Raw genomic sequence first — 15,617 nt, 5'->3', positions numbered from 1 at the left:
CCGGGCCGGGTGGCCGGGGCCCTGTCAGGCCCCGGCGGCGGCCGGGCTCTCGCCGCCCTGCGCCCCTCCTCCGGTCGCGGCGGCAAACACGTTCTCCCGCAGGGCGCGCAGGTCCAGCACGCGCAGCCCCCCGTATTCCACGCGGATCGCCCCCTGTGCCTGCAGCGCGGACAGCGCCTCGTTCACGCGCTGGCGCGACAGGCCCACCAGGTAGGCCAGCTCCTGCTGCGTGATCCGCAGCACTTCACCCACGCCGGGATACAGCAGCGGGTTGAACAAGGCCGCCAGCCCGCGCGCCACCCGCACATCGGGGCTGCCCAGGCGCTCGATCTCCCGCGCCGCGATGAACTGGCCGAGGCGCTCGTTGAGCTGCTGCATCACGAAACGGTTGAACCCGAGGGAATGGTCGAGCAGCCAGTGGAAGGTGTCGATCGGCAGACCCGCCACCACGCTGCGGCGCAGCGCCTGGATGTCGTAGCGGTAGGGCTCGCGCTTCACGGCCGTCCCCTCGCCGAACCAGCCGCCCGGCGGTACCCCGGCGAAGGTCATGGTCTGGCCCTGCGCGTTGTCGGTGCTCATCTTGAGCAGCCCCTCGACCACGCCGAACCAGTAGGTGACCGGCCGGCCCCGGCGGCACACGAAATCGCCCACCTGCGCATCCCCCACCGTCAACGCCTGCGCCGCACGCTCCCGCTCGGCAGAGGTCAGCGACGACAGCCAGGGAATCCCCTGCAGCTCGGCCTCCGTCGGGCGGCGGCGGCGCTGGTGGAGGGGCAGGTCATCGTGCATGCGCCGAGCATGGCGGAGAGCGCGAGCGCCCTGGCAGCGGGTAAACCACGAGGCGCCCGGGCGCCCGGCCCCGCCCGGCCCCGCCCGGCGGGCATTCACCGCGACGGCATCGACACCGCGTAGCCCCTGAACTGCCAGACCATGCGGTCCGGCTCGATGCGGTCCAGCACCAGTCCCGCCACCGGCGCATCGCCCTCGTGCAGGACCTGCCCATTGACGATGGCCATGCGGTAGAGCGGATTGGACGAATAGGTGACCCCGCTGATCTGCAGGGCCGGAAACTGCTCGCGCACGCCCGCGGGCAGATCGCGCAAGGCCACCGTCGCGGGCCGGACGGATGCCTCCGGCGCGGCCGGCTGCACCGCCGGGGCGGCGGGCACGGCCGCCCCGCCCGGAGAAGAGGCAGCCTTCGCGGGCGCGGGTGCCGGGGCTTTCGGCACGGCGGCAACCCTTGGTGCTGGTGCTGGTGCTGGTGCTGGTGCTGGTGCTGGTGCTGGTGCTGGTGCTGGTGCTGGTGCTGGTCGCGGCGCGGGCGCGGCGGCGGCCGGGGGCGTGCCGGCCGATGCCGGCACCGCAGGCGCCGTGCCGGCCGCGGAAGACGCGATGGGTGCCGCAGGCCTGGGCAGGGCCGCAGCGCCGGGGCTTTCGCCGGTGCCCGGCAGCGCAGCGGTCCGCTCGCCCGGGGTGCGCGGGGACGTCGCGGCCCACCAGGCCGCCGCGGCGGCGCCGCCGGCCAGCAGCACCGCCATGGCCACGAACAGGGCCGTGCGGCGGTGCCGGCCGGGGGCCGCGGCCGGGGGCCAGGCGCCCGCCGGGGGCGGCGCAGGGGTGTGCAGGCCGGGAACGGCGCCACGGCCACGCTCGGCTTCGGCGCGCCGCAGGGCATCGAGGATGTAGGACATACGAAGATCGGATCCGGGTCAGGGAGTGTGCAGGCGCGGTTCGTCCACGCCGGCGGCGCGGTTGAGCAGCATGAGCGTGAGCGGGCCGGCGCGCCCGTCGGGCACCAGGCCCTGGGCCATCTGGAAGCGGTGGATGCGTGCACGCCGCTGCGTGGCGGCGTTGCCGGCGGCCAGCGCGGCGGCGGGCTCGGGCGGCGCCACGGAACGCGCGAGCTGCGCGTCCAGCCAGGCCAGCGCCGCCGGAGACGCGGCCACGTTGCCCCCGCCCGGCGGCAACCCGGGCAGGGCGCGCCACAGCGTCGCGAACTCGCCGCGCCAGGCCTGCGCAAGATCGGCGGCGGACACCTCCAGGCGCCGCCCGCCGCTCTCCAGCACCGCGATCTGCCGCGCGGCGTCGAAACGCGAGAGAACCACGGGCACGGCTTCGTCCGCGGCGGTGTAGAGGGTCAGCAGGCCCGGGCGGTCCAGTTGGCGCAGCAGCGCCAGTCCTGCCCGGCGCTGGCGGTAGCAGCGCAGGCCCTGGCGCTGCACGGCCTCGCAGGCATCGCCGCCGTCCTGGCCGTCGCGCACGCCCCAGGCGCCCGCGAGCGCGCGCCAGGCCGCATCCTCGGGTGCCGGCAGCGCCGCCCGCAGAAAGCCCTGCAGCGGCGACAGCGCCGCAGGCGCGCGCGCATCGGCCGCCGGCTGCGCCGCGTCAGAGCCGGCCGATGCCGGCGCGCTCGCGGGCGCCTGCACGGCCACCGACGCTCCGGCCGGCTGGCTGCGCGCCGCGGGCGCCGCGCCACCGCTGCCACCGCGGGTCTGCGGCCCCCAGCCCTGGCTCCAGCCCACGCCCGCGATGACCGCCGCGCCGGCCAGCGCCCCGGCGCCCGCCACCGCCCAGCGCGGCCAGCGCCCCGCGCGTGCCGCGGCGGCAGGAGCCGGCGGGGTGGCGTCGAACACTTCCTGCGCCGCGCGCTCCACGATGGCCTCGTCCACTTCGCGCACGCCGCCCGCATAGGCGCCCAGCAGCGCACGGTCGCACAGCAGGTTGATGCGCCGCGGCACGCCCCGCGCGCGCTGGTGGATGCGCTCCAGCGCACGCGCGCTGAACGGCAGCGGGCCCTTCAGCCCCGCCACGGCCAGCCGGTGCGCGATGTACTGGCGGGTCTCGTCCGGCGTGAGCGCCCCCAGGTGGAAGCGCGCGATCACGCGCTGGGCGAGCTGCTCCAGCGCCGGATCGGCCACCATGGTGCGCAGCTCGGGCTGGCCGATCAGCACGATCTGCAGCAGCTTGCGCTCGCTGGTCTCCAGGTTGGTCAGCAGCCGCAACTGCTCCAGCACCTCGGGCGCGAGGCTCTGGGCCTCGTCGATGATGAGCACGTTGTTGCGTCCGGCCGCATGCTCGCGCAGCAGGAAGGCGTTGAGCGGGTCGAGGCAGTCCTTGACGGTTTCCGCGCCCGGCACCGCGGGGGCATGGACCACGCCGAACTCGTCGCAGATGGAGCGCAGCAACTCGCCCACGGTGAGCTTGGGGTTGAACACATAGGCCACGTTGCAGTGCGCCGGGATCTGCTCCAGGAAGCAGCGGCACACCGTGGTCTTGCCCGTGCCGATCTCGCCCGTGAGCAGCACGAAGCCGCCGCCCGCCTCCAGTCCGTAGAGCAGATGCGCGAGCGCCTCGCGGTGGCGGTCGCTCATGAACAGGTAGCGCGGATCGGGCGCGATGGAAAACGGCGCGTGCTCTAGGCCGAAAAACGGGGCGTACATGGGGCGAGGATACCGCCCGCGCAAAAGCGACCGGCCACGCGCGGCCCCGGCACGCCGGGCAGGGTTACACCCGTCAGGAGTTTCCCCGAAATTGTCGTCGGCAAGACAAGCCGGCGTCAAAGCGGTTCCTACCATCCGTGGCATTCCCTGCGGATGCGGGCCTGCCGAAAGCGCAGCCCCCGCCCCCGCTCCCCTCCACCATCGGCAGGAACCGGCATGAGCGATACCTTTCCCCGACTGCTGCTGCGCCACGCGGCCGAGCGCCCCCAGGCGGCTGCGCTGCGCGAGAAGGAATACGGCATCTGGCAGACCACCCCGTGGGCGCGGCTCGCGCAGATGGTCGAGCGGCTGGCGGCCGGGCTGGATGCCGCGGGCCTCGCCCGCGGCGAGCACCTGGTGGTGATCGGCGCGAACCGCCCGCGGCTCTACGCCACCATGCTCGCGGCGCAGTCGCTGGGCGCGATCCCCGTGCCGCTCTACCAGGACGCCGTGGCCGCCGAGTGCGTGTTCCCGCTCACCAATGCCGAGGTGCGCTTTTGCGTGGTGGAGGACCAGGAGCAGGTCGACAAGCTGCTGGAGATCCGCGCGCAGTGCCCGGCCATCGCGCAGATCTACTACGACGACCCGCGCGGCCTGCGCAACTACGGCGAGCCGGGCCTCGGCTCGATCGACGGCCTGCTCGAAGCGGGCGCCCGCATCGCCGACGCCGCGCCGGGCTGGCTCGCCCGGCGCGCCGACACCGTGCAGCCGGACGACGTGGCCGCGATGTTCTTCACCTCGGGCACCACGGGCAACCCCAAGGGCGTGGTGCACACGCACGCCACGCTGCTCGACCGCGCCACGGCCGGCGCCGAGTTCGACCGGCTCACCGCCGCCGAGGACGTGCTGGCCTACCTGCCGCCCGCGTGGATCGGGCAGAACATCTTCAGCTATGCGCAGTGGCTGGCCTGCGGCTACGTGGTCAACTGCCCGGAATCGGCGGCCACGGTGTCGATCGACCTCAAGGAGATCGGGCCCACCTATTACTTCGCGCCGCCGCGCATCTTCGAAGGCCTGCTCACGAGCGTCACCATCCGCATGGAGGATGCGGGCGCCTTCAAGCGCTGGCTGTTCGGCACCTGCATGGCGCTGGCGCGCCGCGTGGGCCCGGCGCTGCAGAGCGGCCAGCGCGTGGGCTGGTGGGACCGGCTGCGCTATGCCGCGGGCGACCTGCTGGTTTATGGCCCGCTGCGCAACACGCTGGGCCTGTCGCGCGTGCGGGTGGCCTACACGGCCGGCGAGGCGATCGGCCCCGACCTCTTCGCCTTCTACCGCTCGATCGGCATCAACCTCAAGCAGCTCTACGGCTCCACCGAGACGGCCGTGTTCGTCTGCCTGCAGCCCGACGACGCCGTGCATGCCGACACCGTGGGCGTGCCGATCCGCGGCGTGGAGATCAAGGTGGCGGACAACGGCGAGATCCTCGTGAAGTCCGCGGGCCTGCTGCGCGGCTACTACAAGAACCCCGAGGCCACGGCCGAGGTGCTCACGGAAGACGGCTGGTACCGCACCAGCGACGCGGGCTTCCTGGATGCGAGCGGCCAGCTCAAGATCATCGACCGCGTGAAGGACGTGGGCCGCCTGGCCGGCGGCGCGCACGACGGCGCGATGTTCGCGCCCAAGTACGTGGAGAACAAGCTCAAGTTCTTCCCGCACATCAAGGAGGCGGTGGCGCTGGGCCATGGCCGCGACAAGGCCTGCGCGCTGATCAACATCGATTTCGAGGCCGTGGGCAACTGGGCCGAGCGGCAGAACCTGCCCTATGCGGGCTACACCGACCTCGCGGCCAAGCCCGAAGTGCTGGCGCTGATCCGCGACTGCGTGGAGAAGGTGAACGCCGACCTCGCGGCCGATGGCCTGCTGGCGGGCAGCCAGGTGCACCGCTTCCTCGTGCTGCACAAGGAGCTGGACGCCGACGACGGCGAACTCACGCGCACCAACAAGGTCCGCCGCGGATTCATCGCCGACAAATACGCCCCCCTGGTCGATGCGCTCTACGCGGGCCGCACCGAGCAGTACATCGAGACGCAGGTGAAGTTCGAGGACGGGCGCACGGGCCGCGTGAGCGCCACCCTGCGCATCGAGGACGCGAAGACCTTCCCGCCCGTGCGGCAGGCCGCCTGAGGCCCGCGCCCGCACCCGCCGCCGCGAACCGGACAACGCCATGACGACCCCCTCCAAGAAGATCGGCGACGTGATCCTCGACGTGCGCAACATCAGCCTGCGCTTCGGCGGGGTGAAGGCGCTCACCGACATCTCGTTCGACGTGCGCGAGCACGAGATCCGCTCCATCATCGGCCCGAACGGCGCCGGCAAGAGTTCGATGCTCAACTGCATCAACGGCGTCTATGCGCCGCAGGAAGGCTCCATCACCTTCCGCGGCAAGACCTTCGCGCACATGAACTCGCGCCAGGTGGCCGAGATGGGCGTGGCGCGCACCTTCCAGAACCTCGCGCTCTTCAAGGGCATGAGCGTGCTCGACAACATCATGTCGGGCCGCAACCTGAAGATCAAAAGCAACCTGCTGATGCAGGCGCTGCGCATCGGCCCGGCGGTGGCCGAGGAGATCCGCCACCGCGAGGTGGTCGAGCGCATCATCGATTTCCTGGAGATCCAGGCCTGGCGCAAGGCCCCCGTGGGCCAGCTGCCCTACGGCCTGCAAAAGCGCGTGGACCTGGGCCGCGCGCTCGCCATGGAGCCGCAGGTGCTGCTGCTCGACGAGCCCATGGCCGGCATGAACGTGGAGGAGAAGCAGGACATGTGCCGCTTCATCCTCGACGTAAACGACGAGTTCGGCACCACCATCGTGCTGATCGAGCACGACATGGGCGTGGTGATGGACATCTCCGACCGTGTCGTGGTGCTGGACTACGGCAAGAAGATCGGCGACGGCACGCCGCAATCGGTGCGCGAGAACGAAGACGTCATCCGCGCCTACCTCGGCGCCACAGCATGAAACACCCCCTGAGTCACCTGCGGTGCCTTCCCCCTCCAGGGGGACGACGCCCGTGGCCCGGCGAAGCCGGTTCCACGGCGTCCGCTGGCATGGCCTGCTCCGCGGCCTTCGGGCGGATGAGGCCATGGCGGTTTCGCAGGCCCCGCATGGCGGTCCACGCCATCAATGACTGATACCAGGAGCCAACATGGGATTTTTTCTCGAAACGGTGTTCGGCGGCCTGATGGCCGGCATGCTCTACGCGCTCGTGGCGCTGGGGTTCGTGCTGATCTTCAAGGCCTCGGGCGTGTTCAATTTCGCGCAGGGCGCGATGGTGCTGTTCGCGGCGCTCGCGATGGCGCGCTTCGCGGAATGGCTGCCGCGCTGGCTGGGCTTCGACAGCCTACTGCTGGCCAACCTGCTGGCCTTCTGCGCGGCGGTGGCATGCATGGTGGGCGTGGCCTGGCTCGTGGAGCGGCTCGCGCTGCGCCACCTGGTCAACCAGGAGCCCATCGCGCTCCTGATGGCCACGCTGGGCATCACCTACTTCCTGGACGGCGCGGGCCAGCTCATCTTCGGCAGCAGCACCTACAAGATCGACGTGGGCATGCCCAAGGACCCGCTGATCGTGCTGGAGAACACCTTCGAGGGCGGCCTGCTGCTCTCCAAGGAAGACCTCTACGCCGCCCTGGTGGCCGCCGCGCTCGTGGGGCTGCTCTCGCTCTTTTTCCAGAAGACGCGCACCGGCCGCGCGCTGCGCGCGGTGGCCGACGACCACCAGGCCGCGCAGTCCATCGGCATCCCGCTCTCGCGCATCTGGGTGATCGTGTGGTCGGTGGGCGGCATCGTGGCGCTCGTGGCCGGGATCATCTGGGGCAGCAAGCTCGGCGTGCAGTTCTCGATCTCGCTCGTCGCGCTCAAGGCCTTCCCGGTGGTGATCCTCGGTGGCCTCACCTCGGTGCCCGGCGCCATCGTGGGCGGCCTGCTGATCGGCGTGGGCGAGAAGGTCTCGGAGATCTACCTCGGGCCCTTCCTGGGAGGCGGCATCGAGAACTGGTTCGCCTACGTGCTCGCGCTGGGCTTTCTCCTCATCCGGCCGCAAGGTTTGTTTGGGGACAAAATTATTGATCGCGTATGAAGTGCGCGACCAATAATTTTGCGAAGTCGGCACCGGGTTCGCGCCGCGAATCCGGGCAGTGCGGCCATCGGCTGCACTGTGCGGGCGCAGCCCGCGCCCACGTGTACAAGATCATCGACCGCGTGTAACCGGTAGAAGGAGCCAAGCACCATGTTCTACCGTGAGAACGGCCAGTTCAAGACCAGCTACCAGGCCGACCTGGCGCTGTTTCCCGTCGCGCAGGACCGCTGGGCGCTGCTGCTGCTGCTGGCCTTCGCCTTCGTCGGCGTGCCGCTGCTGGGCAGCGACTATTTCTTCCGCGCCATCGCGGTGCCGTTCCTGATCCTGTCGCTCGCGGCGATCGGGCTCAACATCCTGGTGGGCTACTGCGGGCAGATCTCGCTGGGCACCGGCGCCTTCATGGCCGTGGGCGCCTACGCGGCCTACAACCTGCAGGTGCGCATCGAGGGCATGCCGCTGCTGCTCGCGCTGCTGGGCGGCGGGCTCTGCGCCACCGTGTTCGGCGTGCTCTTCGGCATCCCGAGCCTGCGCATCCGGGGCCTGTACCTGGCCGTCGCCACGCTGGCCGCGCAGTTCTTCACCGACTGGTTCACCAACCGCGTGAAGTGGGTCACCAACGATTCGTCGTCGGGCTCGGTGAGCGTGGGCCCGCTGCAGATCCTGGGCTACGGCATCGACACGCCCGTGCAGAAATACCTGCTGTGCCTGGCGTTCGTCGCGGTGTTCGCGCTGCTGGCCAAAAACCTCGTGCGCGGCGCGGTGGGCCGCGAGTGGATGGCCATGCGCGACATGGACGTGGCCGCCGCGGTGATCGGCATCCGCCCGGTGTACGCCAAGCTCAGCGCGTTCGCGGTGAGCAGCTTCATCGTGGGCGTGGCGGGCGGGCTCTGGGGCTTCGTGCACCTGGGCTCGTGGGAGCCCGCGGCCTTCGGCATCGACCGCTCGTTCCAACTGCTCTTCATGATCATCATCGGCGGGCTCGGCTCCATCGCGGGCAGCCTGTTCGGCGCGGCCTTTATCGTGCTGCTGCCGCTGCTGCTCAACTACGTGCCGCACTGGCTGGGGCTGCCGATCTCGACCGGCACCGCCACGCACCTGGAGCACATGATCTTCGGCGCGCTGATCGTGTTCTTCCTCATCGTGGAGCCGCACGGCCTCGCGCGGCTGTGGTCCACCGCGCGGCAGAAGCTGCGCATCTGGCCGTTCCCGCACTGACGCCCTGCGCGCCCCGACCCACCCGTTCCCCCAACGCACCACCCGAGTGCCCCATCACCCAAGGAGACATGCCATGCAACCCAGGAAGATCGCATTGATCGCCGCCGCCATCGCGACCGGCCTCTCGGCGCTCGCCACCGCGCCGCTGGCCCAGGCGCAAGGCGCGGGCGAGCAGTTCGTGCCGCTGCTCGTCTACCGCACGGGCCAGTTCGCGCCGCTCGGCATTCCGTGGGCGGATGGCAAGCAGGACTACCTCAAGCTCGTGAACGCGCGCGACGGCGGCGTGAACGGCGTCAAGCTCGCCTTCGAGGAATGCGAGACCGCCTACGACGCCGCCAAGGGCGTGGAGTGCTACGAGCGCCTGAAGGGCAAGGGCGGCGGCGCGGCCGGCTTCGACACGCAGTCCACCGGCATCACCTTCGCCGTCACCGACAAGGCCATCGCGGACAAGATCGTGGTCGAGACCCCCGGCTACGGCCTGTCGCAATCGGCCGACGGCACGGTGTTCGAGTGGAACTTCCCGCTGCTGGGTACCTACTGGACCGCCGCCGACGTGATGCTGCAGGACATCGCCAAGAAGGAAAAGGGCAGCCTGAAAGGCAAGAAGATCGCCCTCGTCTACCACGACAGCCCCTACGGCAAGGAGCCCATCCCGCTGCTGCAAAAGCGCGCCGAGGCCGACGGCTTCACGCTCAGCACCTTCCCCGTCACGCCGCCCGGCGTGGAGCAGAAATCCACCTGGCTGCAGATCCGCCAGCAAAGGCCCGACTACGTCCTGTTCTGGTCGGCCGGCGTGATGACGCCCGCCGGCATCCGCGAGGCGCAGGCGAGCGGCTACCCGCGCGAGAAGATCTACGGCATCTGGTGGGCCGGCTCCGACCACGACGTGAAGGACATCGGCGCGGGCGCCAAGGGCTACAACGCGATCACCATCCACAACAGCGCCGCGAAGGACAAGGTGCACGACGACCTGAAGAAGTTCGTCTACGACAAGGGCCAGGGCACGGGCGCGCCCACCGGTGTCGGCACGCTGGCGCACACGCGCGGGATGATGATCTCGATGCTGCAGGTGGAGGCCATCCGCGCCGCGCAGGAGAAGTACGGCAAGGGCAAGGTGCTCACGCCCGAGCAGATCCGCTGGGGCTTCGAGAACCTCGACCTCACGGCCGACAAGCTCAAGGCGCTGGGTTTCGGCGAAGTGATGCGCCCGGTGAAGACCTCGTGCCAGAACCACATGGGCACCGACTGGGCGCGCATCGTGCAGTGGGACGGGGCGAAGTGGAACATCCAGCCCGACTGGTACCAGGCCGACAAGACCCACATCGATCCGCTGGTCAAGGAGTACGCGGCCAAGTACGCCAAGGACAAGAACATCAAGCCGAGAAGCTGCGGGTAACTACCCCCTGAGCGGCCGCGCCGCTTCCCCCTTCTCTCGGCCCGCTGCGCGTTCCGGGAAGGGGGACGACACCCTCGGTGCGGGGCGGCCCTTCCTCGGTGTCCCTCGTACCCCATGCCCGAGGCAGCGCCGCACTCCACTATGCGCCACGCCTCGGAGCGCACAGCCAATTCACACCATGCCCATGGAGCCAGCCATGACCACAGCCCCGCCATCCGCCAGTGAACCGCTGCTCGTCGTCAACGGCATCGAGGTGATCTACCACCACGTGATCCTGGTGCTCAAGGGCGTGTCGCTCTCGGTGCCCGAAGGCGCGGTCGTGGCGCTGCTGGGCGGCAACGGCGCGGGCAAGACCACCACGCTGCGCGCCGTCTCCAACCTGCTCGCGGGCGAGCGCGGCGAGGTCACCAAGGGCAGCATCGAGCTGCGCGGCGAGCGCATCGAGCGGCTCTCGCCCGCCGCGCTCGTGGACCGCGGCGTGGTGCAGGTGATGGAGGGCCGCCACTGTTTCGCTCACCTCACCATCGAGGAGAACCTGCTCACCGGCGCCTACACGCGGCGCGACCGCGGCGAGGTGGCGGCCAACCTGGAGAAGGTGTATGCCTACTTCCCGCGGCTGAAGACGCGGCGCACGAGCCAGGCCGCCTACACCTCGGGCGGCGAGCAGCAGATGTGCGCCATCGGCCGCGCGCTGATGGCCAACCCGCGCATGGTGCTGCTGGACGAACCCTCCATGGGCCTCGCGCCGCAGATCGTGGAGGAGGTCTTCCACATCGTGCGCGACCTGAACGCCCGCGAAAAGGTCACCTTCCTGCTGGCCGAGCAGAACACGCACATGGCGCTGAAATATGCCGACTACGGCTACATCCTGGAGAACGGCCGCGTCGTGATGGACGGCGCCGCCAGCGACCTCGCCAGCAACGAGGACGTGAAGGAGTTCTACCTCGGCATGGGCGGCGGGGAGCGCAAGAGCTTCAAGGACGCCAAGAGCTACAAGCGGCGCAAGCGCTGGCTGGCCTGATATGGAGGTCACCCCCCTGAGCGGCTGCGCCGCTTCCCCCCGCTCTCGCCGTACTGCGTACGGCGGGCAGGGGGACGCCGCCGGTGGCCTGGCGAAGCCCGTTCCACGGCGTCTGCTGGCCTGGCCTGCTCCGCGGCCATTCGACGGGTGGCGCCATGGCGGTTTCCGGGGTCGCGCGCAAGGTGCGCAGCGGGACAGCACGCCGGCCTGTGCAGCCGCAGCGTATGACGATTGATTGCACAACCGCATGGATGAAGGCATGAGCATGATGGATTCCTACGACGCCCTCGAAACCCGTTCGCCCGAGGAGCGCGAGGCCGCGCTGATGGCGGCGCTGCCCGCGCAGATCGCGCATGCGCGGTCGGCGACGGCGGCTTTCGGGGACATCCTCGCGCAGGTGGATCCGCAGGCGATCGCCAGCCGCGCCGCGCTCGCCACCCTGCCCGTCACGCGCAAGCACGAATTGCTGGAGCGGCAGCAGGCCGGGCGCGCTGCGGATCCGTTTGGCGGGTTCAGCGCGCTGCGCTTCGGGGCGGCCATGCCGCGCGTCTTCGCGAGCCCGGGCACGCTCTACGAGCCCGAGGGCCGGCGGGCGGACTACTGGCGCATGGCACGTGCGATCCATGCGGCCGGGTTCCGGCCGGGCGAGCTGGCGCACAACTGCTTCAGCTACCACTTCGTGCCCGCGGGCGCCATGATGGAAGGCGGCGCGCAGGCCGTGGGCTGCACCGTGTTCGCGGGCGGCACGGGCCAGACCGAGCAGCAGGTGCAGGCCATGGCCGAGCTGCGGCCGGCGGGCTACATCGGCACGCCGAGCTTCCTGCGCATCCTGCTGGAGAAGGCGGCCGAGATGGGCATCGCGCTGCCGCACCTGTCCAAGGCGCTGGTGTCGGGCGAGGCGCTGCCGCCGTCGCTGCGCGACTGGTTCGCCGGGCGCGGCGTGGCGGCCTTCCAGTGCTATGCCACGGCCGACCTGGGCCTGATCGCCTACGAGACCGCCGCGCGCGAGGGCCTCGTGCTCGGCGAGGACGTGATCGTGGAGATCGTGCGCCCCGGCACCGGCGACCCCGTGCCCGACGGCGAGGTCGGCGAGGTGGTGGTGACCACCCTCAACCCCGACTACCCGCTGGTGCGCTTCGGCACCGGCGACCTCTCCGCCGTGCTGCCCGGCCCCTGCCCCACGGGCCGCACCAACCGGCGCATCCGCGGCTGGCTGGGCCGTGCCGACCAGACCACCAAGGTGCGCGGCATGTTCGTGCACCCGGGCCAGGTGGCCGAGGTGGCGCGGCGCTTTCCGCAGGTGGCGCGCGCGCGCCTGGTGGTGGGCGGGGAGATGGCCAACGACACGCTCGTGCTGCGCGTGGAGACCACCGAGACCGCGGGCGGCCTGGCCGACCGGCTGGCCGCCGCGGTGCGCGAGGTGACCAAGCTGCGCGCCGACATCGAGATGCTCGCGCCGGGGGCCCTGCCCAACGATGGCCGCGTGATCGAGGACGCCCGCAGTTACCGTTGACGGCCCCTGCCACGGTGGCATTGCACGGAGCTTACACTCACTTTTTGATAGCAACAAAGCCAATGGATACGGCGGCATCCGTGCCAAAAAGCTTAAAACCCTGGGATCCGCAGCCTCAGTGATTACCTTGATGTGACACCGAAAGGCCGTGACTATCATGGCGCGTCTTCAAGTCAAGGATCGCCATGAAAACCATAGTCAAGACCGCGCTGCTGGCTGCTGCCGCAGCCGCCGTGTTCGGTGCCCAGGCCCAGCAGGCCTTCCCCTCCAAGGACAAGACGGTGACCATCGTCGTGCCCTTCGCGGCCGGCGGCCCCACCGACCGCGTGGCCCGCGATCTGGCCGAAGCCATGCGCAAGCCGCTGGGCGGCGTGAGCGTGGTGATCGACAACGCTGCCGGCGCCGGCAGCAGCATCGGCACCGCCAAGGTGGCCCGCGCCGCACCCGACGGCTACACGCTGCTGCTCAACCACATCGCCATGGCGACGATGCCGGCGCTCTACCGCAAGCTGCCCTTCAGCGTGCCCAACGACTTCGAGTACCTGGGCGTCGTGAACGACGTGCCCATGACGCTCATCGGCCGCCCCTCGCTGCCGGCCAACAACTACAAGGAACTCGCGACCTGGATCGAGCAGAACAAGGGCAAGATCAACCTCGGCCACGCGGGCCTGGGCGCGGCCTCGCACCTGTGCGGCCTGCTCTACCAGAGCGCGGTCAAGGTCGAGATGACCACCGTCGCGTACAAGGGCACGGCACCGGCCATCACCGACCTGATCGGCGGCCAGATCGACCTGCTGTGCGACCAGACCACCAACACCACCTCGCAGATCGAGGCCAAGAAGGTCAAGTCGTATGCCGTCACCACGGCCAAGCGCCTGAGCACGCCCTCGCTGAAAGACCTGCCCACGCTGGCCGAGTCCGGCGTGAAGGACTTCCAGGTCACGATCTGGCACGGCCTCTACGCGCCCAAGGGCACGCCCGCCGAGGTGGTGAAGAAGCTCAACGACGCCCTCAAGGCCGCCCTGAAGGACCCCGACTTCATCAAGAAGCAGGAAGGCCTGGGCGCCGTCGTGGCCGCCGACCAGCGCGTCGAGCCCGCCGAGCACAAGAAGTTCGTGCAGGCCGAGATCGACAAGTGGGGCCCGATCATCAAGGCCGCGGGCACCTACGCCGACTGATACGCGCAGGCTTCGCTCCCCTCCAGTCCACGAGAACGCCCCGCGGCTTGCGCCGCGGGGCGTTTTTTCTGGCGGGCCCGCGGCATCACTGCGGGCATTCCGCGGCGATGCGGGTTATCCACCTGCCGCCGCGCCGGCCCACGCGCCTACAACGGAGCCATCGCTCCTCTGCCTGCGCTAACGCACGGGCCGGGCCTCCGATCCACGGCTTCCGAAAGGACCTTCTCCATGCCGACCCCGCAGACGCCTGCCGATGCCCTGTCCTCCCGCCGGTCCGGCGCCGCTGCCGCCGTGCGGCACGCCCCCGCCCGCCGCCGCCGCGCCATCGCCCTGGGCAGCGCGCTGCTGCTGGGCGCCGCGCTGGTGGCCTGGAATGCGCCCGCACGCGCCGACACCTGGCCGTCCAAGCCCGTGCGCATCGTCGTGCCCTTCGCACCGGGCGGCACGACGGACATCCTCGCGCGGGCCGTGGCGCCGGAACTCGGCCGGGCTTTCGGCCAGCAGTTCATCGTGGACAACCGCGCGGGCGCAGGCGGCAACATCGGCGCGGAGATCGTCGCCAAATCGCCGGCCGACGGGTACACGCTGCTCATGGGCACCGTGGGCACGCACGGCATCAACCGGGCGCTCTACGCCAAACTGCCGTACGACCCCATCAAGGATTTCGTTCCCATCACGCTCGTGGCCGCGGTGCCGAACGTGATGGTGCTCAACGCCGAGAAGGCGCGCACGCAGGGCATCGCGAGCGTGCAGGACTTCATCCGCTATGCCAAGGCCCACCCGGGCCAGCTCAACATGGCGTCGAGCGGCAACGGCACGTCGATCCACCTCGCGGGCGAGCTGTTCAAGAGCATGACCGGCACCTACATGCTGCACATGCCCTACCGCGGCTCGGGCCCGGCGCTGCTGGACCTCGTGGGCGGCAACATGGACGTGATGTTCGACAACCTGCCCTCGTCCATGGCGCAGATCAAGGCGGGCAAGCTCAAGGCCTTGGCGGTGACGAGCGCCACCCGCTCGCAGGCCCTGCCGGACGTGCCCACGGTGGAAGAGGCCGGCGGCCCGGCGCTCAAGGGCTATGAAGCGAGTTCGTGGTTCGGCCTGCTCGCGCCCGCGGGCACGCCGGCCGACATCGTGCAACGCATCCAGCAGGAGACGGCCAAGGCGCTGGCCTCGCCCGCAGTGAAGGAGCGCATGCTCGCGCAGGGCGCGATTCCCGGCGGCAACACGCCGGCCGAGTTCGCGCGGCACATCGAGGCCGAACACGCCAAGTGGTCGCGCGTGGTCCAGGCCTCGGGCGCCAAGGTGGATTGAAGCGGAGGCGCGTTCAGCGCAGAGGCCGCATCGCGGCCCCGCCGCGAACTACCAGGTGACTTCCTTGCCCTCGGCGGCGCTGCGGCGCAGCATGTCGATGAAGGGCGCCGCGCGCTGGCGCAGCCGCACGGCCTCGGCGGGCTCGCCGCGGCCGTCCTGGTCCTCATCGGCAGGGGCATCGCCGGCCTCCGCCTGGCGGGCCTCGTCGGCCGCGATCGCGGCTTCCAGCGACTGCAGCGCAGCGGGGATCTGCTCGGGCGTGATGATGCCGTGCGCCTCGTCCGGAGACTTGCCGATGGCCTGGAGGATCTGGCGGCCGTGGGCCTGCAGCATGATGATGTCGGCCGTGGCGCGGGACTTGAATTTGTAGAGCATGGATCGAGGGTTCAGGGAGTGGGAAAAAGGTAGAGAGCTGGAGTCACAGAAAA

13 protein-coding genes are annotated in these 15,617 nt (G+C 70.5%); 9 read left to right on the top strand and 4 right to left on the bottom strand.

The window, feature by feature from the left end:
* Nucleotides 1-24: 24 nt before the first annotated feature.
* From BM144_RS11390 to BM144_RS11380, 3 genes are all read right to left on the bottom strand, one after another.
* Nucleotides 25-789: a Crp/Fnr family transcriptional regulator gene (locus BM144_RS11390; protein WP_092952257.1), complete on the bottom strand. Its 765-nt coding sequence runs from the start codon at nucleotides 787-789 to the stop codon at nucleotides 25-27.
* Between the two features lie 95 nt (nucleotides 790-884).
* Complete coding sequence (locus tag BM144_RS11385) at nucleotides 885-1,691, bottom strand: general secretion pathway protein GspB (RefSeq protein ID WP_092952255.1); 807 nt, start codon at nucleotides 1,689-1,691, stop codon at nucleotides 885-887.
* An 18-nt stretch (nucleotides 1,692-1,709) separates the two neighbouring features.
* Nucleotides 1,710-3,440: an ExeA family protein gene (locus tag BM144_RS11380; RefSeq protein WP_092952253.1), complete on the bottom strand. Its 1,731-nt coding sequence runs from the start codon at nucleotides 3,438-3,440 to the stop codon at nucleotides 1,710-1,712.
* 216 nt (nucleotides 3,441-3,656) lie between these two features.
* Between BM144_RS11380 and BM144_RS11375 the strand changes: the two genes are divergently transcribed.
* The 9 genes from BM144_RS11375 to BM144_RS11335 all read left to right on the top strand — a co-directional run bounded on the left by BM144_RS11375 (nucleotide 3,657) and on the right by BM144_RS11335 (nucleotide 15,189).
* Nucleotides 3,657-5,603 carry an AMP-dependent synthetase/ligase gene (locus BM144_RS11375; RefSeq protein WP_092952251.1) on the top strand — a complete coding sequence of 649 codons (1,947 nt, stop codon included), beginning with the start codon at nucleotides 3,657-3,659 and terminating at the stop codon, nucleotides 5,601-5,603.
* A 40-nt stretch (nucleotides 5,604-5,643) separates the two neighbouring features.
* A complete protein-coding gene (locus BM144_RS11370) occupies nucleotides 5,644-6,435 on the top strand; it encodes an ABC transporter ATP-binding protein (protein ID WP_092952249.1) in 792 nt (263 codons plus the stop codon).
* Nucleotides 6,436-6,622: 187 nt separating this feature from the next.
* Complete coding sequence (locus BM144_RS11365) at nucleotides 6,623-7,552, top strand: branched-chain amino acid ABC transporter permease (protein ID WP_092952247.1); 930 nt, start codon at nucleotides 6,623-6,625, stop codon at nucleotides 7,550-7,552.
* A gap of 150 nt (nucleotides 7,553-7,702) precedes the next feature.
* The gene (locus tag BM144_RS11360; protein ID WP_092952245.1) at nucleotides 7,703-8,767 is read left to right on the top strand and encodes a branched-chain amino acid ABC transporter permease; all 1,065 of its coding nucleotides are present in this window, start codon (nucleotides 7,703-7,705) and stop codon (nucleotides 8,765-8,767) included.
* Nucleotides 8,768-8,840: 73 nt separating this feature from the next.
* On the top strand, nucleotides 8,841-10,163 hold the full coding sequence (locus BM144_RS11355; protein WP_092952243.1) for an ABC transporter substrate-binding protein: 1,323 nt from the start codon (nucleotides 8,841-8,843) through the stop codon (nucleotides 10,161-10,163).
* 196 nt (nucleotides 10,164-10,359) lie between these two features.
* Nucleotides 10,360-11,184 (top strand): ABC transporter ATP-binding protein, encoded by an 825-nt coding sequence (locus tag BM144_RS11350; protein ID WP_092952241.1) that lies wholly within the window; start codon nucleotides 10,360-10,362, stop codon nucleotides 11,182-11,184.
* Between the two features lie 265 nt (nucleotides 11,185-11,449).
* Nucleotides 11,450-12,697, top strand: a complete 1,248-nt coding sequence (locus tag BM144_RS11345; protein ID WP_092952518.1) for a phenylacetate--CoA ligase family protein — start codon at nucleotides 11,450-11,452, stop codon at nucleotides 12,695-12,697.
* 185 nt (nucleotides 12,698-12,882) lie between these two features.
* On the top strand, nucleotides 12,883-13,875 hold the full coding sequence (locus BM144_RS11340) for a tripartite tricarboxylate transporter substrate-binding protein (RefSeq protein WP_092952239.1): 993 nt from the start codon (nucleotides 12,883-12,885) through the stop codon (nucleotides 13,873-13,875).
* A gap of 228 nt (nucleotides 13,876-14,103) precedes the next feature.
* Entirely contained in the window at nucleotides 14,104-15,189 is a 1,086-nt protein-coding gene (locus BM144_RS11335; RefSeq protein ID WP_092952237.1) for a Bug family tripartite tricarboxylate transporter substrate binding protein, read from the top strand.
* 48 nt (nucleotides 15,190-15,237) lie between these two features.
* Here the strand turns inward: BM144_RS11335 and BM144_RS11330 are convergent, their stop codons facing one another.
* Entirely contained in the window at nucleotides 15,238-15,564 is a 327-nt protein-coding gene (locus tag BM144_RS11330; protein ID WP_092952235.1) for a DUF1840 domain-containing protein, read from the bottom strand.
* Between the last annotated feature and the right edge of the window lie 53 nt (nucleotides 15,565-15,617).

This window comes from Paracidovorax konjaci (assembly GCF_900112675.1).
In the GTDB taxonomy this organism is placed as follows: Bacteria; Pseudomonadota; Gammaproteobacteria; order Burkholderiales; family Burkholderiaceae_C; genus Paracidovorax; species Paracidovorax konjaci.
Note: the sequence above shows the minus strand (reverse complement) of the source record. Positions and strands in the feature narration are given on the sequence as shown.